This window comes from Microbacterium sp. ZW3a, from assembly GCF_057167165.1.
Genome location: NZ_CM169903.1, coordinates 212285 through 233907, shown reverse-complemented (window position 1 = coordinate 233907; position 21623 = coordinate 212285). Strand labels below are relative to the sequence as shown.

22 protein-coding genes are annotated in these 21623 nt (G+C 70.4%); 9 read left to right on the top strand and 13 right to left on the bottom strand.

Annotation, left to right across the window (positions count from 1 at the left end):
* Window positions 1-4 precede the first annotated feature (4 nt).
* From ACU6WY_RS01120 to ACU6WY_RS01110, 3 genes are all read right to left on the bottom strand, one after another.
* Window positions 5-3190 carry an efflux RND transporter permease subunit gene (locus tag ACU6WY_RS01120; RefSeq protein WP_483820651.1) on the bottom strand — a complete coding sequence of 1062 codons (3186 nt, stop codon included), beginning with the start codon at window positions 3188-3190 and terminating at the stop codon, window positions 5-7.
* A gap of 106 nt (window positions 3191-3296) precedes the next feature.
* Window positions 3297-3662 carry a fluoride efflux transporter FluC gene (locus ACU6WY_RS01115; protein ID WP_483820650.1) on the bottom strand — a complete coding sequence of 122 codons (366 nt, stop codon included), beginning with the start codon at window positions 3660-3662 and terminating at the stop codon, window positions 3297-3299.
* Window positions 3659-4027: a fluoride efflux transporter FluC gene (locus ACU6WY_RS01110; RefSeq protein ID WP_483820649.1), complete on the bottom strand. Its 369-nt coding sequence runs from the start codon at window positions 4025-4027 to the stop codon at window positions 3659-3661. Before ACU6WY_RS01110 ends, ACU6WY_RS01115 begins: the two co-directional genes overlap by 4 nt.
* Window positions 4028-4300: 273 nt before the next feature.
* Between ACU6WY_RS01110 and ACU6WY_RS01105 the strand changes: the two genes are divergently transcribed.
* Together ACU6WY_RS01105 and ACU6WY_RS01100 are read left to right on the top strand one after the other, a co-directional pair.
* Window positions 4301-5959 carry an FAD-dependent oxidoreductase gene (locus ACU6WY_RS01105; protein WP_483820648.1) on the top strand — a complete coding sequence of 553 codons (1659 nt, stop codon included), beginning with the start codon at window positions 4301-4303 and terminating at the stop codon, window positions 5957-5959.
* Window positions 5956-6243, top strand: a complete 288-nt coding sequence (locus ACU6WY_RS01100) for a metal-sensitive transcriptional regulator (protein WP_483820647.1) — start codon at window positions 5956-5958, stop codon at window positions 6241-6243. The genes ACU6WY_RS01105 and ACU6WY_RS01100 overlap by 4 nt, the downstream gene beginning before the upstream one ends.
* A gap of 33 nt (window positions 6244-6276) precedes the next feature.
* On the opposite strand, the gene ACU6WY_RS01095 is transcribed toward ACU6WY_RS01100, so the two are convergent.
* Entirely contained in the window at window positions 6277-6546 is a 270-nt protein-coding gene (locus ACU6WY_RS01095; protein WP_483820646.1) for a DUF7218 family protein, read from the bottom strand.
* A gap of 216 nt (window positions 6547-6762) precedes the next feature.
* Between ACU6WY_RS01095 and ACU6WY_RS01090 the strand changes: the two genes are divergently transcribed.
* The 3 genes from ACU6WY_RS01090 (at window position 6763) to ACU6WY_RS01080 (ending at window position 8565) form a co-directional block, all read left to right on the top strand.
* Window positions 6763-6927: a hypothetical protein gene (locus ACU6WY_RS01090; RefSeq protein WP_022878111.1), complete on the top strand. Its 165-nt coding sequence runs from the start codon at window positions 6763-6765 to the stop codon at window positions 6925-6927.
* Window positions 6928-7114: 187 nt separating this feature from the next.
* Window positions 7115-7960 carry a DUF4097 family beta strand repeat-containing protein gene (locus tag ACU6WY_RS01085; RefSeq protein ID WP_483820645.1) on the top strand — a complete coding sequence of 282 codons (846 nt, stop codon included), beginning with the start codon at window positions 7115-7117 and terminating at the stop codon, window positions 7958-7960.
* The gene (locus ACU6WY_RS01080; RefSeq protein ID WP_483820644.1) at window positions 7960-8565 is read left to right on the top strand and encodes a PadR family transcriptional regulator; all 606 of its coding nucleotides are present in this window, start codon (window positions 7960-7962) and stop codon (window positions 8563-8565) included. The genes ACU6WY_RS01085 and ACU6WY_RS01080 overlap by 1 nt, the downstream gene beginning before the upstream one ends.
* A 4-nt stretch (window positions 8566-8569) precedes the next feature.
* Here ACU6WY_RS01080 and ACU6WY_RS01075 read toward each other — a convergent pair whose 3' ends face one another.
* A complete protein-coding gene (locus ACU6WY_RS01075) occupies window positions 8570-9085 on the bottom strand; it encodes a universal stress protein (RefSeq protein WP_483820643.1) in 516 nt (171 codons plus the stop codon).
* 164 nt (window positions 9086-9249) lie between these two features.
* On the opposite strand from ACU6WY_RS01075, the gene ACU6WY_RS01070 reads away from it, so the two are divergent.
* A complete protein-coding gene (locus tag ACU6WY_RS01070; protein ID WP_136586128.1) occupies window positions 9250-9432 on the top strand; it encodes a DUF3073 family protein in 183 nt (60 codons plus the stop codon).
* Between the two features lie 206 nt (window positions 9433-9638).
* Here ACU6WY_RS01070 and purF read toward each other — a convergent pair whose 3' ends face one another.
* From purF to ACU6WY_RS01055, 3 genes are all read right to left on the bottom strand, one after another.
* On the bottom strand, window positions 9639-11114 hold the full coding sequence (gene purF, locus ACU6WY_RS01065) for an amidophosphoribosyltransferase (RefSeq protein ID WP_483820642.1): 1476 nt from the start codon (window positions 11112-11114) through the stop codon (window positions 9639-9641).
* 6 nt (window positions 11115-11120) lie between these two features.
* On the bottom strand, window positions 11121-12263 hold the full coding sequence (gene purM / locus ACU6WY_RS01060; RefSeq protein ID WP_483820641.1) for a phosphoribosylformylglycinamidine cyclo-ligase: 1143 nt from the start codon (window positions 12261-12263) through the stop codon (window positions 11121-11123).
* 364 nt (window positions 12264-12627) lie between these two features.
* Entirely contained in the window at window positions 12628-13491 is an 864-nt protein-coding gene (locus tag ACU6WY_RS01055; protein ID WP_483820640.1) for an endonuclease domain-containing protein, read from the bottom strand.
* A gap of 318 nt (window positions 13492-13809) precedes the next feature.
* Between ACU6WY_RS01055 and ACU6WY_RS01050 the strand changes: the two genes are divergently transcribed.
* Window positions 13810-14421, top strand: a complete 612-nt coding sequence (locus ACU6WY_RS01050) for a zinc-binding alcohol dehydrogenase (protein WP_483820639.1) — start codon at window positions 13810-13812, stop codon at window positions 14419-14421.
* Between the two features lie 3 nt (window positions 14422-14424).
* Here ACU6WY_RS01050 and ACU6WY_RS01045 read toward each other — a convergent pair whose 3' ends face one another.
* Window positions 14425-14760, bottom strand: coding sequence for a potassium transporter Trk (locus ACU6WY_RS01045; protein WP_483820638.1), 336 nt, complete (start codon window positions 14758-14760; stop codon window positions 14425-14427).
* Window positions 14761-14817: 57 nt separating this feature from the next.
* Window positions 14818-15174 (bottom strand): sterol carrier family protein, encoded by a 357-nt coding sequence (locus ACU6WY_RS01040; RefSeq protein ID WP_483820637.1) that lies wholly within the window; start codon window positions 15172-15174, stop codon window positions 14818-14820.
* Window positions 15175-15257: 83 nt separating this feature from the next.
* Here ACU6WY_RS01040 and purD point away from each other — a divergent pair, with 83 nt between their 5' ends.
* The gene (gene purD, locus ACU6WY_RS01035) at window positions 15258-16529 is read left to right on the top strand and encodes a phosphoribosylamine--glycine ligase (RefSeq protein ID WP_483820636.1); all 1272 of its coding nucleotides are present in this window, start codon (window positions 15258-15260) and stop codon (window positions 16527-16529) included.
* 15 nt (window positions 16530-16544) lie between these two features.
* Here purD and ACU6WY_RS01030 read toward each other — a convergent pair whose 3' ends face one another.
* From ACU6WY_RS01030 to ACU6WY_RS01020, 3 genes are all read right to left on the bottom strand, one after another.
* Window positions 16545-18071: an MFS transporter gene (locus tag ACU6WY_RS01030; RefSeq protein ID WP_483820635.1), complete on the bottom strand. Its 1527-nt coding sequence runs from the start codon at window positions 18069-18071 to the stop codon at window positions 16545-16547.
* Window positions 18068-18688 carry a PadR family transcriptional regulator gene (locus ACU6WY_RS01025; RefSeq protein WP_483820634.1) on the bottom strand — a complete coding sequence of 207 codons (621 nt, stop codon included), beginning with the start codon at window positions 18686-18688 and terminating at the stop codon, window positions 18068-18070. The genes ACU6WY_RS01030 and ACU6WY_RS01025 overlap by 4 nt, the downstream gene beginning before the upstream one ends.
* A gap of 157 nt (window positions 18689-18845) precedes the next feature.
* Window positions 18846-20561 (bottom strand): BCCT family transporter, encoded by a 1716-nt coding sequence (locus ACU6WY_RS01020; protein ID WP_483820633.1) that lies wholly within the window; start codon window positions 20559-20561, stop codon window positions 18846-18848.
* A 118-nt stretch (window positions 20562-20679) separates the two neighbouring features.
* On the opposite strand from ACU6WY_RS01020, the gene ACU6WY_RS01015 reads away from it, so the two are divergent.
* Complete coding sequence (locus ACU6WY_RS01015) at window positions 20680-21612, top strand: phosphoribosylaminoimidazolesuccinocarboxamide synthase (protein ID WP_483820632.1); 933 nt, start codon at window positions 20680-20682, stop codon at window positions 21610-21612.
* The last annotated feature ends 11 nt before the right edge of the window (window positions 21613-21623 follow it).

The following is a 21623-nucleotide window of genomic DNA, read 5'->3' as shown; positions in this document are numbered from 1 at the left end:
CTGGTCAGTGCCGGTCGCGCAGTTCTCGGCGGCTCAGCGGGTGCTCGTCCGTCGACGGCCCCTCCGCGTCCGTCGTCAGCTCCCCCGCGTCTGCGTCGCCCGTCGACCGCGCCGCGCGGCGCGCGCTCCGGCGTTCCGTCGCGCCCTCGACGAGGTTGTACAGCGTCGGCAGTACGAGCAGTGTCAGGAACGTCGACGACACGAGGCCGCCGATCACCACGACAGCCAGCGGCTGCGAGATGAACCCCCCGTGCCCGGTGATGCCCAGCGCCATCGGCACGAGAGCGAAGATCGCCGCCAGCGCGGTCATCAGGATCGGACGCAAACGCCGTGACCCTCCGACGATCGTCGCCTCGTACACGCTGAGCCCTCGCTCGCGGTACTGATTGACCAGGTCGATGAGGACGATCGCGTTCGTCACCACGATGCCCACCAGCATGAGGGCACCGATCATGCCCGCCACGCCCAGCGGCACGCCCGTGATCAGCAGCATGAGAATGGCGCCCGTCGCCGCGAACGGCACCGACACCAGCAGTTCCAGCGGCTGACGCAGCGACTTGAAGGTCGCGACCATCACGACGTACACGATCAGGATCGCCGCCAGCAGCGCCAGCCCGAGCTGCCCGAACGCATCCTGCTGATCGGTTACGACGCCACCGAGCTCGGCGGTCGATCCCTCGGGCAGTGAGACGTCGTCGAGCGCCTCGCGCACGCTCGCCGAGGAGGTGCCGAGGTCGTCGGTGGTCGGGGTGACCGTCACCGATGCGGTCCGCAGTCCGCGGGCCGTCGTGATGCTCGGGGGCGTCTGGCTGGTCTCGACCGTCGCGATCTCCTCGAGGCGCACGGGTCCTGTTGCCGTGGGCACTTCGAGCGCCCGCAGCGTGTCGATCGTGGTCGGCGGGTCGTCCGAGGCGATGTACACGCTCACCCCGCGACCGTCGAGCTCCACCGTTCCGGCCTGGCGGGGCTGCATCGCCCCCGACACCAGGGCTCCCACGGCGCGCTCGGACAGGCCGCGCTCAGCGGCGGCATCCCGATCGACCCGCACCGAGACGAAGGGCAGCGACGCCGACAGGCTGCTCGTGACCTGGCCGATCCCGTCGCGACCCTGCAGACCCGCGACGACGGCATCGGTCGCCTGCTGCAGCGTCTGACCGTCGGCCGCGGTGACGTCGACGCTGATGTCGGTCGAACCGAAGCCGCCGCCCTGCGAGCTCACCTCGATGTCGCCGGCGTCGGCGATCGCCTCGACCTCGGTGCGCACACGCTCGCGCAGGTCGACCTGGTCGACGCCAGCCTCCGACGTGATGGAGTACGTGATGCCCGACCCACCGCCCGAGAACGCGTCACGCAGGGCCGACCCGCTCGAACCGATCGAGGTCTGCACGGTCTCGACGCCGGGGATGTCCATGAGCACGGCCTCGACGCGCTGCGCCGCGGCATCCTCGGCGGCAAGGCTCGGGGCCGACCCGATCCTCTGGCTCACCGTGAAGGTGTTCTGTCCGGAGTCGCCGAGGAAGTCGGTCTTGAGGAAGGGGACGGATGCCACGGTGCCCGCCAGCACGAGGAGAGCGAGGCCCAGGGTCACCCACGAGTGCCGCAGCGTCCAGCTGAGCACGGGGACGTACGCCTTCTGCAGACGCGTGGGCGGCGCGGTCGGCGACTCGGGATCGACGGGGTTGCCCTCGGCATCCCGGATCACGGTGCCGGGCTTGAGGAACCACGACGCCAGCACGGGCACGATCGTCAGCGACACCAGGAGCGACGCGGTCATCGCGATGGTCACCGTGAGCGAGAACGGCCGGAAGAGCTCGCCGGTGACGTCGCCGACGAAGGCGATCGGCAGGAACACCGCGACCGAAGTGATCGTGGATGCCGTGATCGCGGCGGCCACCTCGCGCACCGCCCGAATGATCGTGGGGATCTTCTCGGCGTCGCCGACGTAGTGGCGCTTGATGTTCTCGATCACCACGATCGAGTCGTCGACGACGCGACCGATGGCGATCGTCAGGGCGCCGAGGGTGAGGACGTTCAGCGAGTACCCGAAGGCCTGCAGCCCCACGAAGGTCACCAGCACGCTCGTCGGGATGGAGATCGCCGTGACCAGGGTCGAGCGCACCGACATCAGGAAGATCAAGATGATCACGACGGCGAAGACGAGGCCGAGCAGCCCCTCCTGCGCGAGCGCTTCGATGGACTGCTCCACGAACGGCGCCTGGTCGAAGACCACGGTGACGGTCGCGCCCCCGAGAGACGACTCGAGGTCGGGGATCGCCGCCAGCACGCCCCGCGACACATCGACGGTGTTGGCGGCGGGGAGCTTCGTCACCGCGATCGTGAGCGCGGGCTGCCCGTCGACACGCGAGAGAGTGGTGACCGGATCGGGCTCCTGCACGACCGTGGCCACGTCGCCGATCGTGGTGGCACCCGCAGCCAGCTGCGCGGCGTCCGTCGGCACGAGGGGCAGGGCGGCGATCTCGTCGATGCTGGTGAGTTTCGCGCCGGTCTGCACCGTGAGGGTCTCATCGCCCTCGGTGACCGAGCCGCCCGGGAAGAGCACGCCGTTGGCGTCGAGAGCGTCGGTGATCGCCTGCTGGGTGAAGCCCCGATCGCCGAGGAGTGCCGGGTCGGGCGTGATCGTCACGCGCTGCGCGGTGCCACCGACGATCTGCGCGGCGTTGACGCCATCGACGTCTTCGAGCGCGGGAACCACGGTCGATTCGAGGGTCGACTGGGTCGCCTGGGCGTCGGAGTAGCCGGTGACGGCGAGCTGGATGACCGGGAAGTCGTCGATGCTCGCCGACGCGACCACGCTGTCGGCCGATTCGGGCAGCTGACCGTCGATGCGCGCGATCGCGGCGAGGATCTTCTGCTGGGCCGCGGCGAGGTCGGTGCCGTAGGTGAACGAGGCCGAGACGATCGAGGAGTTCGTCGTGCTCGTAGCCGTGGTGGATTCGAGACCGTCGACACCCCGGATCGCGCTCTCGATCGGCGTCGACACATCGGCCTCGACCACCTCGGGCGACGCGCCCGGATACGTCGTGACGATGGCGAGCTGGGGGAACTCGATCGAGGGGATGAGCTCCTGCTTGAGGCTCGTCAGTGCCAGTCCGCCGAACACAGCCGCGACGATCGTGACGAGGGCGATGAGCGCGCGGTTTCTCAAGCTGAGAACGGCCAGGTACGACACGGAAGGCCCCTTCGGGTCGGCCGACGACGGATGCCATCCGGCAGCCGTTCGATACAGGACTGTATCCGGGCCAAGTATCCCACGGCGCGCGGCCGCGAGAGGCCGCTCAGAGGGCGTGACCGAGAGTCAGACCGAGGGCCGCGGCGAGCACGGATCCCCCGAACGACGCGAGCGCGTACGACGTGGCCGCGCGCGTCCGTCCCTCCTCGGCGAGGAGCGCCGTCGTCACCGCCACGGCGCTGAAGGTGGTGTAGCCGCCGAGGAGACCGGCGCCGACGATCCATCGCCACGCGTCGTCGGCGACCATGGGCGTCAGCAGCCCGAGCACGAACGCGCCGGTGAGGTTCACCAGGAGGATCCCCCACGGGAAGCGCTCGCCCGTTCGTGCCCGCACGGCGGAATCGATCGTGAACCGCAGGGCCGCACCGACCCCTCCGGCGAGGGCCACACCGATGAACACGAGCGGGGTCATCGCAGGGGACCCCCTCGACCGATCAGCACGCCGGCCCACGCCGCGACCGTGCCCACGAGGACCGTGCCCACTCCCCACCACACGAGCGAAAGATCGGCGGACTCGACGGCGAGCGCGCTGTACGTGGTGAACCCGCCGAGAACACCGGTGCCGAAGAACAACTGCGCCCGCTGCGCGCGCACCGACCGCGGCATCCGCGCGCGCACCCCGAACAGGATGCCGATCGCGAACGCCCCCAGCACGTTGATGATCGGCACGAGAGCCGCTCCCCCCGCGTCACCGAGCCACAGCATCAGTCCCGCGCGGGCGGCGGTTCCGAGGGCACCCCCCACGGCGACTGAGACGAGATCGCGCCACGACACCACGAACGCCACCCTACGCGCCCGACGGCCCGCCATGTCGACCGATGCGCTATACCCCCCGGGGTATTGCTACACTGATGGTCGACGAACGAAGGAGACCGACATGTGTCGAGCCGTGACCTGCCGCACCTGCGGAAAGACCACCTGGGCCGGATGCGGCCAGCACGTTGACAGCGTCCTGGCCGGCGTGCCGCGCGCCGACCGCTGCCCCGGGCATGAGCGCAGCCAGAGCAGCCCGAGCGGCGGCCTCTGGTCGCGGCTGTTCGGACGCTGACGATGACGCGCACCGTCATCATCGGAGGCGTCGCGGGCGGCATGTCGGCCGCGACGCGGCTGCGGCGGCTCGACGATACCCACGAGATCGTCGTCGTCGAGCGCGGCCCGCACGTCAGCTTCGCTTCGTGTGGCCTGCCGTACTACGTGGGCGGCGAGATCGAGAACCGCGCCGACCTGCTCGTGCAGACCCCCGAGAGCCTCCGCGCGCGTTTCGCGCTCGACGTCCGCACCCGGCACGAGGTCGTCGAGATCGATCGCGCGGCACGCACCGTACGCGTTCGCGACCTCACCGCCGGCACGGACGACGTCATCGCGTACGACTACCTCGTGCTGTCGCCGGGCTCACTGCCCCTCGATCCGCCACTCCACGACGACGACGCCGTCCCCGTCGTGACGATGCGCACGATCGATGACGTCGACCGCATCGTCGCCCGACTCGAGGCCGGGGCCACGCGCGCGGTCGTCGCCGGCGGGGGTTTCATCGGCCTGGAGGCCGCCGAGAACCTGGTGCGTCGCGGCATCGCCGTGACCCTCGTGCACCGGGGTACGCACCCCTTCCGCCCGCTCGATCCCGAGATGGCCGGTCCGCTCGTCGACGAACTGCGTCGTCAGGGCGTGGAGCTGCGCCTCGGTGACGAGATCGCGAGGGTCACGGCATCCGGTGTCGATCTGGCATCCGGGCACTCCCTGGATGCCGACCTGATCATCGACGCGCGCGGCACCCGCCCTGACGTGACTCTCGCCGCCGCCGCGGGTGTGACGCTCGGCCCGACCGGCGGTATCGCCGTCGATCCGTGGCACCGCACCTCGGACCCGCGCATCTTCGCCGTCGGCGACGCCGTCGAGAAGGCCGACGCCGTCTCGGGCGCGGCGAGCCTGGTCACCATGGCGGGCCTCGCCAATCGCCACGGACGCTCGGTCGCCGACGCGATCGCCCTCGGAACCGAAGCCGTGTCACCGGCCGAACCGGCGACCGGCGTGGCGATCCTGCGGGTGTTCGACCTCACCGTCGCGACCGTCGGGGCGAGCGAGACGCGTCTGCGCGCCGACGGCCGCGACCCTCGCGTGATTCACACCCACCCGACCGACCACGCCGGGTACTTCCCCGGCGCCGAGCGCATGGCGATGAAGCTCCTGATCGAGCCCGGTGACGACCGCATCCTCGGGGCGCAGATCGTCGGCGGCAATGGCGTGGATCGCCGCATCGACATCCTCGCGCTCGCGATGCAGACGGGGGTGACGGCCTCCGGCCTCGCGCGTCTCGAGCTGGCGTACGCGCCTCCGTTCGGCTCCGCGAAAGACGCGGTCAACCAGCTCGGATACGTCGCCGACAACCTTCGGAGCGACCTCACCCGCACCGTGCAATGGCACGCTCTCGAGACCGCCCTCGCGGGCGGGGCGACACTGATCGACGTCCGCTCCCCCACAGAGGTTGCCGCGGGCGCCATCCCGGGGAGCATCAACGTGCCGCTCGACGACCTGCGCGCGGGCACCGCGGAGCTCCCCGACGGGCCGCTCGTCGTCCACTGCCAGGTCGGACAGCGCGGCCACACCGCCGCACGGCTCCTGAGCGCGGCCGGACGCGACGTCCGCAACCTCGACGGCGGCTACCTCACCTGGGCCGCCGCCCGCACCGCTACCGAGAGGATCCACCCGTGACCGACACCGACGCCGAGACCATCCGCAAGACCGCCAATCGCCTCAAGCGCGCGCGGGGGCAGCTCACCGCCGTCATCGACGCGATCGAGAGTGGGGGCGACTGCCGGTCGGTCGTCACCCAGCTCTCGGCGGTCAGCAAGGCGATCGATCGCGCCGGGTTCGCCATCATCAGCACCGCGATGCGGACGTGTCTGACCGATGAGGACGACACCGACACCGACGCCCTCGACACCGAGCGGCTGTCGCTCGACGACCTCGAGAAGCTCTTCCTCACGCTCGCGTGAGCCGTCCCGGGGCGCTCCGCGAGGGAGGCGACCTCAGTGGTCGCGGAGCATCTCGATCAACTCGGCCTTCTTCTTGCCGGAGTACCCGGTGAGCCCGAGCTCCTTCGCGCGCTTCTTCAGCTCGTCGACGGTGCGATCGTCGTAGTTCTCGGCGTGCCCGCCCCGTTCGCCGACCGTTCCGCGCCCCTGCGCGGCGGCGGCGTTCGAGATGCGCGCGGCCTTCTCTTTCGAGTCGCCCTCGTCGCGCAACTTCTCGTACATCTCGGGGTCCTTCAGGCTGTTCGATCCTCGCCCCTGGGGCATGGTCGTCTCCCTTCCGTCGAATGCCCCGACCCTACGAGCGATCGGCCGGGTGCGCGCGCGGGTTGACACGCCTCGCGTGGGGTGCGCGAATACGCCCAGCTATCAGGCAATTCCCAGGATCGTCAACCCCCTGCCCTGATGCCCCGTGCGTGACACCGTGGAATCGACCAACTCGCCGGTTACCGCGAGACCCGCGGACGCAAGAAGGAGTCTCCCGTGAACATTTTCCTGATCATCATCATCGTCGCCGCGATCGTCATCGCGATCGTCAGCGGCCTGAGCCAGGCCGCGAGCTTCCTGCTCTGGATCGCGATCATCGTCGGCCTCATCGCCCTGATCGTGCTCCTGTTCCGCTTGATCAGCGGCCGGAAGCCGGTTTAACCCCCGAGAGGGTCGCCGCGTTTCGGGTGCGCGGCGACCCTCATCCCCCGCGGGTTCGCCCGCCCGGATGCCACGCGCTCATCGAGTGCGTGGCATCCGTCTTTTCTTTGCTCGACACCCCTTGACACATTCGCGATATATCTCGACAATGAAATCACGCGATATATCGCGAGTGAGGAGTGCAGTGATGGAGAAATGGATCGTCCACCCCGGCGAGACCCGCGTGATCGACGTGGAGTCGTTGCGGGAACTGAAGATCGGCCTCGTCGGCGGGCAGGTCGACGTGATCGCCCACGACGAGCCCGGCGCCCGCGTCGAAGTGCACGGGGTCACGGTGAAAGACCTGCGCATCGAGATGGTCGACGGCCGCCTCGAGATCGACCACCCGCAGCTGCGGTGGGACAACTTTCTCGAGGTGTTCCGCAACTTCGGCGCCGGCGGCCCCAAGGCTGAGGTCAGCGTCGCGGTGCCCCGTTCGGTTGCCCTCATCCTGGGCGTCGTCAGCGCGAGTGCCCTGGTGTCGGGCCTGCGGACGGATGCCAAGCTCAACACCGTCTCGGGCGACATCATCGTCGACGGCCTCACCGGCGACGTGAGCGTGAACGCCGTGTCCGGCGACGTGCAGGTGCGCGAGCTCGACGGCGCCCTGACCGCGAACAGCGTCTCGGGCGACATCGCGGTGACCGGCGCGGTCACCAAGGCCTCGATCGATACCGTGTCGGGGGCGATGCTCGTCGACTCCACCGGCACCATCCAGTCGATCAGCCTCAATTCCGTCAACGGCGCGGCCACGGTGCGCCTGGACCGCGAGCTCCCGGCGAACTACGTCACGCGGTCGGTGAGCGGCCGCGTGCAGATCGACGGGCACGTCCGCTCCGGGTCGGGCCCGACCACGTACACCGGATCCACCGGCACCCTCGCCGGCTCCTTCGTCGACGTGCGGGCCAACACCGTCACCGGCGAGATCACCGTGCTGCGCCGCGGCGTCTCGGGTCTGCGTCCCGACGAACTCGCCGGAGAGGAGGAGTGGTGATGCCCCCCGTCTTCTCGCACGGCGATCTGCGCCTCTACCTCCTCAGCCTGCTCGCCGAGAGCCCCCGACACGGTTACGACCTCATGCAGGCTCTCACCGAGCGCACCGGCGGAACGTACTCGCCCTCGGCGGGCACGATCTACCCCCGTCTGGCGAAGCTCGAGGAAGAGGGGCTCGTGACCAAGACCGTCGACGGTCGCAAGACCGTCTATGAGATCACCGACGCCGGTCGCGCCGAGGTCGCCGCGCGCGAGGGCGACCTCGAAGGCATCCAGGCCGGCCTCGCCGACAGCGTCCGCCTGATCGCCGACGAGGTGCGAGGGAGCGTCCGGGATGCCATGCGCAGCCTCCGCGCCGACCTCGCCGCCGCGACGCGCGACGAACGCGAACACGCACAGACCGCCTCCGCGAACGACCCGCGCGTGCGCAGCCGTGAGCAGCTGCACCGCGCCGACGCGGCCCTCACCGAGTTCCGCGGTCGCGTGCGCGCGGAACTCCGGTCGCACGTGGCCCGCGGCGGCGAGTTGGCGGCATCCGGGGTCGATGAGATCGAGTCGGCGCTGCGTCACGCCTCCGAGGCCGTGGCACGCGCGATGCGCGGCTGAGCGCTCATTCCCAGACGAGCTCCTCGTCGGCGGCGAGCGGCTCACCCAGCGGAACGACCAGCACCGGACGGTGCTGCCGGTGGGTGAGCCGCGCCGCGACCGACCCGGTCAGGAACTCGCGCACCGACTCGCCGAGCCCGCGCTTGCGCGTGCCGACGACCAGGAGCGACGCCCCGAGCTCATCGGCCAGCTGGATGAGCGCGAGCGCGGGATCGCCCATCACCTGACGCACCGACCACGGCACCGTCTCGCCGTCCAGCGCCACCGTCGCATCGTTCTGCACGTCAGCCAGCGCTGCGCGTGCCGCCGCTCCCATGACGTCGGCGGTCGACGAGTGCACGTACCCGTCGGGGTCTTCGAAGGCGACGAAGCGGGTGGTGTCGACGTGCGCGATCACCAGCTCCGTTCCCGCCAGGGTCGCCTGCCGCGCCGCCTCACGGATCACACGAGGCGACTGCCCCGGGACGACACCCGCGATCACTGCTCCGACGAGGGTCGGGGACGGGGTCTTCTCAGCCATGGGGTGGTCCTCTCATTTCTCGGTGCCGGGCCTCCGGTGACCGGGAACAGGCGGGGGCAGAAAGCACCGTGATATCCTGGCTGTTACTCTTACCGGCTCGGTCCGGAACCGCAATACGCAGGGCCCGAAGCAGGCCCTCGACGTCGATCGTGAGGGGGTCTCGCATGGGGCGTGGCCGTCAGAAGGCGAAGAACACCAAGATCGCCCGTGAGCTGAAGTACGACACCTATTCGGTGAACTACTCGGCTCTCGAGCGCGAACTCGGCGCACCCGCAGCGGGTGAAGACGCGTACGTCGACAAGTGGGCCGACCAGTACGCCGACGAGTACGAAGACGAGAAGGCTTAGCCCCTTTCTCCTCCGTCCCACTCCGGGCAACGGTGGTTTTGCGCGCGTCGGCGACGGCCTGAGTCAGGCTGATCGCCGGCCGTGATGCTCCGCTGGCGCGCATCATCCGCGATGAGGCGCTCCAGCGACGCCACGGCGTGGCGGTCCGTGAGCGCCTCCCGAGCGAAGGCGAGCCGGAGTGAGCGTGATCGTCCCCGCGCGGAGGGTCAGGACTCCTGGCTGCCCTCGACCCAGGCGAGGTACTCGTCCGACACGGTGCCGGTGACGTACCGGCCGTCGAAGCAACTCATGTCGAGATCGACGAGGTCGGAGCCCTCCATGATCGCGGCCTTGAGGTCGTCGACCTCCTGGTACACGAGGTAGTCGCAGCCGAGTTCCTCGGCGATCTCGGGGATCGTCCGGCCGTGCGCGACCAGCTCCTGCCGCGACGGCATGTTGATGCCGTAGACGTGCGGGTAGCGCACGGGAGGCGCGGCCGAAGCGAATGTGACGCTCTTGGCGCCGGCATCCCGAGCCATCTGGATGATCTCGCGGCTCGTCGTGCCACGGACGATCGAGTCGTCGACCAGCAGGACGTTCTTGCCCTGGAACTCCGTCGACATGGCGTTGAGCTTCTGGCGCACGCTCTTCTTGCGCACCGCCTGCCCGGGCATGATGAACGTGCGGCCGACGTAACGGTTCTTGTAGAAGCCCTCGCGGTACTCGATACCGAGCTTGCGGGCCACCTGCATGGCCGCCGGACGCGCCGAGTCGGGGATCGGCATGACCACGTCGATCGCCCCGGCGGGGGTGTACTTCGCGATCGTGTCGGCGAGGCGCTCCCCCATGCGCAGGCGCGTCTCGTACACCGAGATGCCGTTCATGATCGAGTCCGGACGCGCGAGGTAGACGTACTCGAACGAGCACGGGGCCAGCGTCGAGTGCTGCGCGCACTGCTGGGCGTGCAGAGTGCCGTCGAGCGTGATGAACACGGCTTCGCCGGGCTCCAGGTCACGCACGACCTCGAAGCCGGCGTTCTCGAGCACGAGCGACTCGGATGCCACGACCCACTCGTCGCGCGCCTCACCGCCGGGCACCTCGGGGGCCGGCCGCCGGCCGAGGATGAGGGGACGGATGCCGAACGGGTCGCGGAACGCCAGCAGTCCGTAGCCGGCGATCAGCGCGATCGAGGCGTAGGAGCCTTCGACCCGCTCGTGCACGCGGGCGACGGCGCGGAACACCTGGGCCGGATCGAGGTCGGGGCCGGTGATCTCGGTCTGCAGCTCCGAGCCGAGGATGTTCACGAGCAGCTCGGTGTCGGAGCTGGTGTTGAGGTGGCGGCGGTCCTTGTGGAACAGCTCGCTCGTGAGCTCGCGCGTGTTCGTGAGGTTGCCGTTGTGCACCAGCACGATGCCGTAGGGCGCGTTGACGTAGAACGGCTGCGCCTCTTCTTCGCTCGACGCGGTGCCCTTCGTGGCGTAGCGCACGTGACCGAGGCCGATGTCGCCGAGGAGGGCGCGCATGTCGCGCGTGCGGAACGCCTCGCGCACCTGCCCGCGAGCCTTGTGGATGTGGAACACCCCGCTCGACTCGGCGGTGGCCATGCCCGTGGAGTCCTGACCTCGGTGCTGGAGGAGGAGGAGCGCGTCGTAGATCTCCTGGTTGACCGAGCCCTGCCCGGCCATGCCGACGATGCCGCACATGGGGTGTTACTTTGCTCCGTTCGCCGGGTGACCGGCATCCGCGTAGGAACCGACCAGGCGCACCGCGCCCCCGTCGACGCCCTTCGCGCCCTGTTCGAACTCTCCGTCGGGGCGCGCGTCGTCGCGGACCACACCGACCTGCCACGTCGCGATGCCGTCGGCCTGCAGCGCCGCGGTCGCGGCATCCGCCACCTCGGGAGCGACGACCGCGAGGAAGCCGATGCCCAGGTTCCAGGTGCCCTCGGTCGCGGTCAGGTCGAGCCCGCCCATGTCGGCGAGCACGCGGAACACCGCCGACGGGCTCCACGTTGAGCGGTCGACGTCGACCCACGTGTTCTGGGGCAGCACGCGCGCGAGGTTCGCCGCGATGCCTCCGCCGGTGACGTGGCTGAGCGAATGGATGCCGGATCCCACGACCGCGTCGTCGAGTAGACGCAGAAGCGGGGAGGTGTAGAGCCGCGTGGGCTCCAGCAGCGCCTCGCCCCAGGTGCCGCCGAGCTCGGCCGAGGCGGCGCCGTACGCGATGCCGCGACCGGCGACGATGTGCCGCACGAGCGAGTAACCGTTGGAGTGGAGTCCGCTCGAGGCGAGAGCGAGAACGACGTCTCCCCCGCGCACCCGCTCGGCGCCGAGCACGCGATCAGCCTCGACGACGCCCGTCGCCGCCCCCGCGACGTCGTAGTCGTCGACACCCAGCAGACCCGGGTGTTCGGCCGTCTCGCCGCCCACGAGAGCGGTGCCCGTCATCGCGCACCCGCGAGCGATGCCCGCGACGATGTCGGCGATACGCTCGGGCACGACCTTGCCGCAGGCGATGTAGTCGGTCATGAACAGGGGGCGCGCGCCCACCACGACGATGTCGTCGACGACCATTCCGACGAGGTCTTCGCCGATCGTGTCGTGCTTGTCGATCGCCTGCGCGATCGCGACCTTCGTGCCGACGCCGTCGGTGCTGGTCGCCAGCAGCGGTCGCGCGTAGTCGCGCAGGGCCGAGGCGTCGAACAGGCCGGCGAAGCCGCCCACACCCCCGAGCACCTCGGGGCCGTGCGTGCGACGGACCGCCGACTTCATCAGTTCGACGGCGAGGTCGCCCGCAGCGGTGTCGACGCCGGCAGCGGAATAGGGGTTTTCGTGGGGAGCAGAGGCCACCGCAACAGACTACCCGCATGACTCGCGGCGTTCCCGCGGCGGGGGGCGGGTGGGGCGGGGGCCGGGGGTGAGGGTGGGCGGGGCGGCGCGCGGGCGGGGGTGACCAAGGGAGGACACGGGACCAGCGGAGGATCCCGAAACCCCCGGCATCCTCCCTCGGCCCCACACCCTCCCGTCCGCACCACCCGAACAGCCCGCCGCAACCCGACGCGACGGCGCGATACCGGAACACGGCGCGACGGCGCGATACCGGAACACGGCGCGGCGGCGCGATACCGGAACGCGCCGCCGTAACCGGCGCGACGGCGCGACGGCGCGACGGCGCGACGGCGCGACGCCGGAACGCCGCACGCCTGGCGGCCCGCTATCTGCGGCTCGCTCCGCCCTCGCCGCTGCGGTGGAGGCCTCGTGCGATCGCGCGAGTGATCAGGGATTGCACACCCGGCCAGTCATGCACGACCTGTCGATAGCCGACCCTGATGACGTGATAGCCGTTGACCATCAACACCGCGTCGTGACGGATATCGGCATCGCGCTGCGCTCCGACGTGGTGCGCGCCGTCGATCTGGAGGACGAGACGGTCCCCGATCAGGAGATCGACGCGGTGCCCGAACAGGAACGCCTGGGGAACGAGTCGAAGGCCCAACCATCGGAGGCGGACGAGAACAAACGTCTCGAGTCCCGAGTCGGCGAGCGGCTGCGCGATCTGTGCGAGCGCCCGCGCCTTTCCCGGCAAGGGGAGCCCGGTCAGCTCGTCAAGCGACACCAAGCCCTTGTTCAGCGCGGACTCCCAGATCACGAGCGCCGGCTCGTGTGCCAGACACGTCGCGACGACGATGAGTGTGTTCACAACGCCATCGACAAGGGCGTCCGGATGCCGCGGCACGAGCGGCCGTGAGCGGTGGACCCGCGTGCCGGCGACGACGTCGACGCGCCCGGCATGCGGCGCGGCCGCGACGTGCGCTTCGTCGTGCGACGGGACCCACAGACCGTGGTGCACCGCGGCGGTGACGCACGTCATGATCACGCCGCCCCGGGCGGCGGCGACGAGGTACGGATCGGCGTCGGGTAAAGCGAGCCAGCGTCTTCTCACACGGATGAGGTCTCCACATTCGATCGCGGCGGCCACGGTGCGCCAGGAGACGCCCGCCTCGGTCAGTCGCGAGCTGCGCACCACCCCACCGGCGCGGCGCGTGAGCTCGAGGGGATCGGCGCGGGGATTTGGCATCCCGACACTATGGCCGCGGCGACCTGGATGCCGCGGCGTACCTGGCCCGAATCGTGGACGGCTGCGTCTTCTCGCCGCACGGGGAGGAGGCGTCGCGAGCGGAGCCATGCCGGGGCGGGGGAAGCCCGCAGGGAGACGGGCGGGCAGGGACCGGAGAGCGAGCGGCCGGGAGGGGGCATGGCGGAGGACGGAGGATGCGGGAGGACGGGAGGGGGATCAAGGCCGGAACATCCTTCCCCGCCCCCGACTCCTCCGCCCGGCACAACCGGCTGCGGGCGCGGCGGCCCCGGGCGGTCGGGCGCTCCCTACAATGGCGACATGACGGGCGGTCAGCCGGAGTGGGTGATCCGCGAGGATGCGGCAGTTCCGGTGTTGGTCGCGCTCTACCTCCGTCAGGCCATCGGCGTCCGGGCGCCCGACGAACTCCCCGCCCTCCGCGGCGTCGCGCGCTCCCCCCAGCCGCCCCGACCCGAGCAGGAGCAGTCGCGGCTCGAGCGGGAGTGGCGCGAGTACTGGGCGATGACGGTGGAGCCGCTCGCCCACCTGTCGCCGGTCCCCCTCGAACTCGTCGATGGGTTCGACGACCTCGTCGCCCTGCCCACCGGGCGCGCGGAGGCCCTGCGCACCGCGATCATGCCTCACGCGGCCGACGCGCTCGACTTCGCCCGCCGCACGAACGAGCGCTACACGGGCGACCGGTCGGCACGTCCCGGGGTGTCGTATCGCGCCTATGCCAGCGCGATCGCGGAGCACGAGCGGCGCGTGGGCCGGCGCGCGCACTCGTTCGAACTCAACGTGCAGGTGCTGCCGCTGGCTCAGCGCGGGGTGTGGTGGATTGGCTCGCTCACCGTGGCCGTGACCGATGGCCTGCGCAGCGACGTGGTCGCTTTCGACACGGCGATCCACCCGATCATCGCCGACCTGGCCTGATTCTCAGGAGCGGTAGCGCTCGTGGTCGACCGCGACGTCACGCGTGCGCTGCCCCACCACGCGCTCGAAGATGAGCGCCACGACAGCGCCGAGCGTGGCGCCGACGACGACGCAGATGAGAGCGGTGAACCCGAACACCTGCAGCTGGGAGTACACGACCTGCGTGTACGGGCTCAGGTTCGCCCCGTCGATCGCGAACGTCAGAATGAGCGCGGTCAGGATGCCGAGAAACGCACCCGCGGCCAGGAACACCCCGTACTTCGGTGCGCGTCGCACGCGCAGCGTCACGATCTCCTCGTGCACGAGGGGCGTGGGGTCGGAGTCGGGCTGCTCAGCCATGCTCATATTCTCCCACCGACGACCGCGGGGCGGGCCACCGATACCACGCCGTCGAGATCACGGCCGCAACGGCAGCAGCGCGCTCAGGTCGGCGCGGACGCCGGAGGCGATGATGCGGCCCGCGGCCGCGGCATCCGCCCACTTCTCCGCACCCGTGGCCACCGCGATCCACGTCGCGGCGTCGGTCTCGACGACGTTCGGCGGCGTTCCCCGCGTGTGACGGGGGCCCTCGATCACCTGCACCGCCCCGAACGGCGGCACGCGCATCTCGACCGAATTGCCCGGCGCCTTCTCGGCCAGGAGCTGCAGCAGGTACCGCACCGCGGTGGCGGTGGACGTGCGCGGGGCGTCGCCGGCGGCGACCGCGGCGAGGGCGGCGCGACCGTCTCCGGTCTCGATGCGGCGGGGAGGCATGGCATCCACGGTACGCGAGCCGCTCTGCCCCGGCCGTGCGGCAGGGGGCGGGCGGTGTCGGGCCCGCTCGCTAGGCTGGCCGGGTGAGAATCCTGGTCCTCGGTTCGGGCGCGCGCGAGCACGCCATCATCCTCGCCCTGCGCTCCGAAGAGGTCTCGCACGCGATCTTCGCGGCGCCGGGCAACGCGGGGATCGCCCGCGACGCCCACGTGGTCGACCTCGACGCGAACGATCCCGGTGCGGTGACCGAGTTCGCGCAGACGGAATCGATCAACCTCGTCGTGATCGGGCCCGAGGCGCCGCTGGTCGCCGGCGTCGCCGATGCACTGCGCGAGCGCGGCATCCCGGTCTTCGGCCCGGGCAAGGCCGCCGCGCAGCTCGAGGGTTCCAAGACCTACGCCAAGCGCATCATGGATGCCGCCGGCGTCCCCACCGGTCGCGCCGTCCGGGCGCACGACCGCGCCTCCGTCGAAGCGGCCCTCGACGAGCTCGGCGCGCCGCACGTCGTCAAGGCCGACGGGCTCGCCGCGGGCAAGGGCGTCATCGTGACGTCCGACCGCGCCGCCGCCCTCGCCCACGCCGAGAGCTACCTGCCCACCGGACCGGTGCTCATCGAGGAGTTCCTCGCCGGCCCCGAGGTGTCGCTGTTCTTCCTCAGCGACGGCGACCGGGTGCTGCCACTCAGCCCCGCGCAGGACTTCAAGCGCCTGCGCGACGGTGACGAGGGCCCCAACACCGGCGGCATGGGCGCCTACTCCCCGCTGCCGTGGCTGACCGAGCGATTCGGCGGTGAAGAGGCGTTCGTCGACCATGTCACGCGCGAGGTCGCCGAACCCGTGATCCGTCAGATGGATGCCGAGGGCACCCCGTTCATCGGACTGCTGTACGCCGGGCTCATCCTCACCGAGCAGGGCGTCAAGGTTATCGAGTTCAACGCCCGTTTCGGTGACCCCGAGACGCAGGTCGTGCTTCCGCGCCTGGTCGACCCGCTGTCGACCCTGCTCATGGCGGCGGCCTCGGGCACGCTCGAGTCCCAGCCGCGCCCCGCCTTTGCCGAGGCCACCGCGGTCACGGTCGTCCTCGCGAGCGAGGGCTACCCCGAGGCGCCCGTGACCGGGCGGGTGCTGACGGGCATCGACGACGCCGAAGAGGTCGACGGCGTGCACGTCGCGCACGCCGCGACGATGCTCCGCGGCGGCGAGCTGCACGCCACCGGGGGGCGCGTGCTCAACGTCGTCGCCCTCGGCACGACGTTCCGCGAGGCGCGGACGGCGGCGTATGAGGCGCTGGGCCGGATCGGGCTCGAGGGCGGGCAGTATCGCACCGACATCGCGGCCCGCGTCGTCGAGGACTGACGCCCGCGCCTCCGGCTAGGCCGTCGGAGCCCCCTGCGTGGCCGGGGCCGCCTCGCGCGGAGCGCCGTGCGGGCGGATCACCGACGGACGCCGCATGAACAGCACCGCGACCAGACCGATAAGGATCACCCCGATCGGCAGGAGCAGCGACTGCCCCATCGCGGTGCTGAATCCCTCGGCGATCTGCGGCGGCAGCGTGCCGGAGCCGAAGCTCTCGGCGGCATCCCCGGCTCCGGGCAGGTTCGCCTCCAGGCGGGCCTGCATGAACGCCGCGATGGATGCCGAGCCGATCACCGACCCGACGGTGCGGGTGGTGTTGTAGATGCCGGCGCCGGCCCCCGCCTGCCGCGGCGGCAGGTTGCGGGTCGCGGTGGTCGCGAGCGGACCCCACATCCCGGCGTTGCCGATGCCCATGAGCGCCGAGGGGACGAGGAACGTCCAGATCGGCGCGTCGGCGAAGATCAGGGCCGAGTAGAACACCAGGGATCCGCCGACCAGCACCAAACCCGGCACCAGCAGGAACCGCGGGTCGGTGCGGTCGAGGAGCTTGCCCGCAAACGGAGCGAGAACACCCGACAGGATCGCGAGCGGGATGAGCAGCAGCGCGGACTCCGTGGGGGTCAGCCCCCGCGCGAGCTGCAGGTAGAACATCTGCGGCAGCGCCATGCTCGTCACGGTGAAGCCGACCGCCGCGATCGCGATGTTCGCGATCGAGAAGTTGCGCTCGCGGAAGAGCTCGAGCGGCACGAGGGGCTCGGTCTTGGACCGCGCCTGCGTCCAGACGAACACCGCCATCACCACGACGCCCGCCGCGACCATCGCCCAGATCCACGGAGACCAGTCGAAGTGCTCGCCCTCCTGCAGCCCGAAGACGATGAGGAAGAGGCCAACGGCGCTGAGGGCGACGCCCACGAGATCGAACTTGTGGGCGGTCTGGGGCAGCTGCGGCACGAGGATCACCGCGGCGATGAAGCCGATGATCCCCACGGGGATGTTGATGAAGAAGATCCACTCCCACCCGAGGCCGTCGACGAGCAGACCGCCCGCGAGCGGGCCCACGAGCGTGGCGACACCCGCGGTCGCGCCCCACAGTCCCATCGCCGCGCCCCGACGCTGCGCGGGGAAGGTGCGGGTGATGACCGCCATGGTCTGCGGGGTCATGAGCGCGGCGCCGAGCCCCTGGACGGCACGGGCGATGATGAGCACCTCGAGCGACGAGGCGAGACCACACGCGAGGGACGCGAGCGTGAAGATCGCCAGCCCCGTGAGGTAGACGTTCTTGGGGCCGAACCGGTCACCCAGACGCCCGGTGACCAGCAACGGCACAGCGTACGTGAGCAGGTAGGCGCTGGTGACCCACACCACGTTGTCGAGGTTGTTGGTCGCCGGATCCAGCGCGGCCTTGATCGCCGGGTTGGCCACCGACACGATCGTGGTGTCGACGAGGATCATGAAGAACCCGATGACCAGCGCCCAAAGGGCGGGCCAGGGGCTTCGTTCGGGGGCAGCGGATGCCACGGAGGTGGGGCGGGCGTCGGTCATGCGAGGGTCTCCTTCGAGGCACGGAGTCGTTCGAGGTGATCGGAGGGTTCGTCGACGGCCCAGGGCAGGGTGCCGTCGACCAGGGCCGTGCGCAGGGAGTCCTGCCAGGCGAGTTCGGCGTCGAGGAGAACGGCCTGCCGCTCGACCTCGATCATGTACTGCTGCGGGACGGCCCGGTCGCGGGCGCGAGCGAGCCCGTCACGGTGCACGTCGCGGGAGGCGACGAGGAGGTCACGCCGCCGGTCGAGGAGGGCAACGACCTCGTCGCGCTCGAGGTTGTGGGCCTCGGCGAGCGCAACCCGGAAGTCGCCGGGCCGGTCGATCTGCGGGAGCTCGGCGCGCACCCAGGCGTCCACGGCCTCGCGTCCGGCGTCGCGCAGGGCGTAGGTCGTGCGTTCGGGGCGGTTACCATCGCGGTCGACGCCGACCTCGGCGATCAGGTTCTCACGTTCGAGACGCCCGATCGTGTGGTAAATCGTGCCCTTCTGCAGCGGAACGAGGCGGTCGTCGCCCCGGTCGCGCAAGAGACGCATGATCTCGTACGGATGCATGTCGCCCTCGCGCAGCGTCGCGAGCAGCATGACCGCGAGCGGTGTGAGTCGTGTGGTTTCCGGCATCCACCCCTCCATGGTCCGTGTCGACTAGTCCACATGGACTATAGCGCGCGGAGAGACCCGAGGGGCGCCGGTCGGGTTAACGACGAGTGTCCAAGACACGCGGGTCGCGTAGCGCGACATCCGCGTGTCTTGGACACTCAGGGGAGGGAGAGGCCGGTTACGGCGCCGGGACGTCGCTCTCGACGTCGGGGGATGCGGCGCGGCGGCGCTTCCCCCACGCGGGCAGACCGAAGATGCCGCGCTGGTTGGCCGCTTCGACCTCGAGCCCGTAGTGCTCGCCGATCTGGTCGCGCAGCTGCGCCCGCTCGACCTTGTCGTAGGCCTTGAGCTCACGCCGGAAGGCCACCACGGTGGCCCAGCAGATGGCGAGCAGCACCAGGCTGAAGGGCAGCGCGATGCTGATCGCCGCCGCCTGCAACGCCGTGAGACCACCGGCGACGAGGAGGGCGAACGCGATCACCGCGGTGGCGAGGGCGAAGAACACGCGCGTCCAGCGCGGGGGCGTCTCTTCTCCGCCGGTCGCGATCATGCTCATCACCAGCGCGCCGGAGTCGGCCGAGGTGACGAAGAAGATCCCGATGAGTAAGAGGAACCCGATCGCGAGGAACACCGATCCCGGAACGCTCTCGATCATCTGGAACAGAGCCGTGGAGACGTCGATCGTGCCGTCTTCGCCGATGAACGAGACCGAGCCGGTCAGCTCGGCGTAGATGGCCGACCCGCCCAGAACCGTGAACCACAGGATGCCGACGAGGGTGGGCACCAGGATGACTCCGGTGACGAATTCGCGCACCGTGCGCCCGCGCGAGATGCGCGCGATGAAGATGCCGACGAAGGGCGCCCACGAGATCCACCAGCCCCAGTAGAACGCCGTCCACGCGCCCTGCCAGGCGACTCCCGCGTCGCCCGCGTACGCGCTGACGGTGAAGGAGAGGCCGACGAAATTCTGGATGTAGTTGCCGATCGACTGCACGACATCGCGTAGGAGGAACTCGGTGGGTCCGGCGAACAGCAGGTACAGCATGAGGACGCCCGCGAGCACGAGGTTGAAGTTTGAGAGCCACTTCATTCCGCGACCGACGCCGGAGAGCAGCGAGAACAGCACGAATCCGGTGATGATGCCGATGAGGATCGCCTGGCTCACGATCGAGGGCTCCACGACCCCGAGGAAGTCCAGCCCCGCGCTGATCTGAATGATGCCGAGACCCAGCGACGTCGCCACGCCGAAGAGCGTGCCCACGAGGGCGGCGACGTCGATCGCGTTGCCCCAGCCCCCCTGCACGAGGCGGGCACCGAGGATCGGCTCGAGCGCCCAGCGGATCGTGCGGGGGCGCTTGCGCCGGTGGAAGGCGTACGCGAGACCGAGACCGATCACGACGTAGATCGACCACGCGTGCACGCCCCAGTGCAGGAAGGTCTGCGACATCGCCTGCTGCGCGAGCTCGCTCGGCGTGCCTTCGACCCCCGGGCGAGGCGAGGCGAAGTGGCTGAGCGGCTCGCTCACGCCGTAGAAGACGAGGCCGATCCCCATTCCCGCGGCGAAGAGGAGCGAGAACCACGACAGGGTCGAGAACTCGGGCTCATCGTCGTCTTGGCCGAGCTTGATGCGGCCGAACCGGCTGAAGCCCATGGTGAGGGCGAACACCACGAAGAACGCGGCGATGAGCACGTAGTACCAGTTGAAAGCCGAGACGATCGCGGTCTGCAGCGTGCCGAACGCGGCCTCCGCCGCAGACGGGAAGATCAGGGAGAAGGCGATGAAGGCCAACGCGATCGCCGCCGCGGGCCAGAACACCCAGCCGCGCAACGTGCGGCGGGAGCCTTCCGCGGGGGGATCGATGGATGCCTCGGTTTCAGGGTTCGCCTCGGTCATCGTTCCACGGTAGCGATCCGGCGTGATCGCACGGGAGGGAGGGCGCGGCGCACCGCGTTGTGGCACAATCCGCTCCGCGCGCCCGGCGTCGCGGCATCCAACCCGCGATAATGGGCGGGTGATCCCCGCTTCTCCCCTCGAGCTCGACGGCTGGCGCCACGTCTACTCCGGGAAGGTCCGCGACCTCTACGTCCCGGACGACACCCCCGACGACGCTGCCCCCGCGCACCTGCTGGTCGTCGCGAGCGACCGCGTCAGCGCGTTCGATCACGTGCTGAGTCCCGGCATCCCCGACAAGGGCGTGCTCCTGACGACGCTGAGCCTGTGGTGGTTCGACCAGCTCGCCGGCGCCGACGGAGGTCGTGGCATCCCGAATCATCTGGCCGCCGACCACGTCCTCGTCGGCGACGACGCCGTGGAGCTGATCCCCGGGGCCGTGCGCGGGCGCGCCATGCTCGTACGCTCGCTCGACATGCAGCCGATCGAGTGCGTCGTGCGCGGCTACCTCACCGGCTCCGGGTGGGCCGAATACCAGGCCTCTCGCACGGTGTGTGGCATCCCGCTCCCGGAGGGGCTCCACGACGGCGATCGCCTTCCGGAGCCGCTGTACACCCCCGCGTTCAAGGCGCCCCAGGGCGAGCACGACGAGAACATCACGTTCGAGCGGTCCGTGGAGCTCGTCGGCGCCGAGACCGCGGCCGCGCTGCGCGACGCGTCGCTCGAGATCTACCGTCGCGCCGCCGCGACCGCCGAGAGCCGTGGGCTGATCCTCGCCGACACCAAGTTCGAGTTCGGCTTCGACGCCGACGGCGTGCTCACGCTGGCCGACGAGGTGCTGACGTCGGATTCGTCGCGGTACTGGGATGCCGAGGCCTGGCGCACCGGCTCGACCCCCGCCGAGCGCATGGCCAGCTTCGACAAGCAGATCGTGCGGGACTGGCTCGCCGCGAACTGGGACAAGCAGGGTGAGCCCCCGGCCCTCCCCGACGAGATCGTCGCCCGCACCCGCGCCCGCTACGCCGAGCTGCTCGAGCGCCTGACCGGCGCCTGACCGGCGCCCGG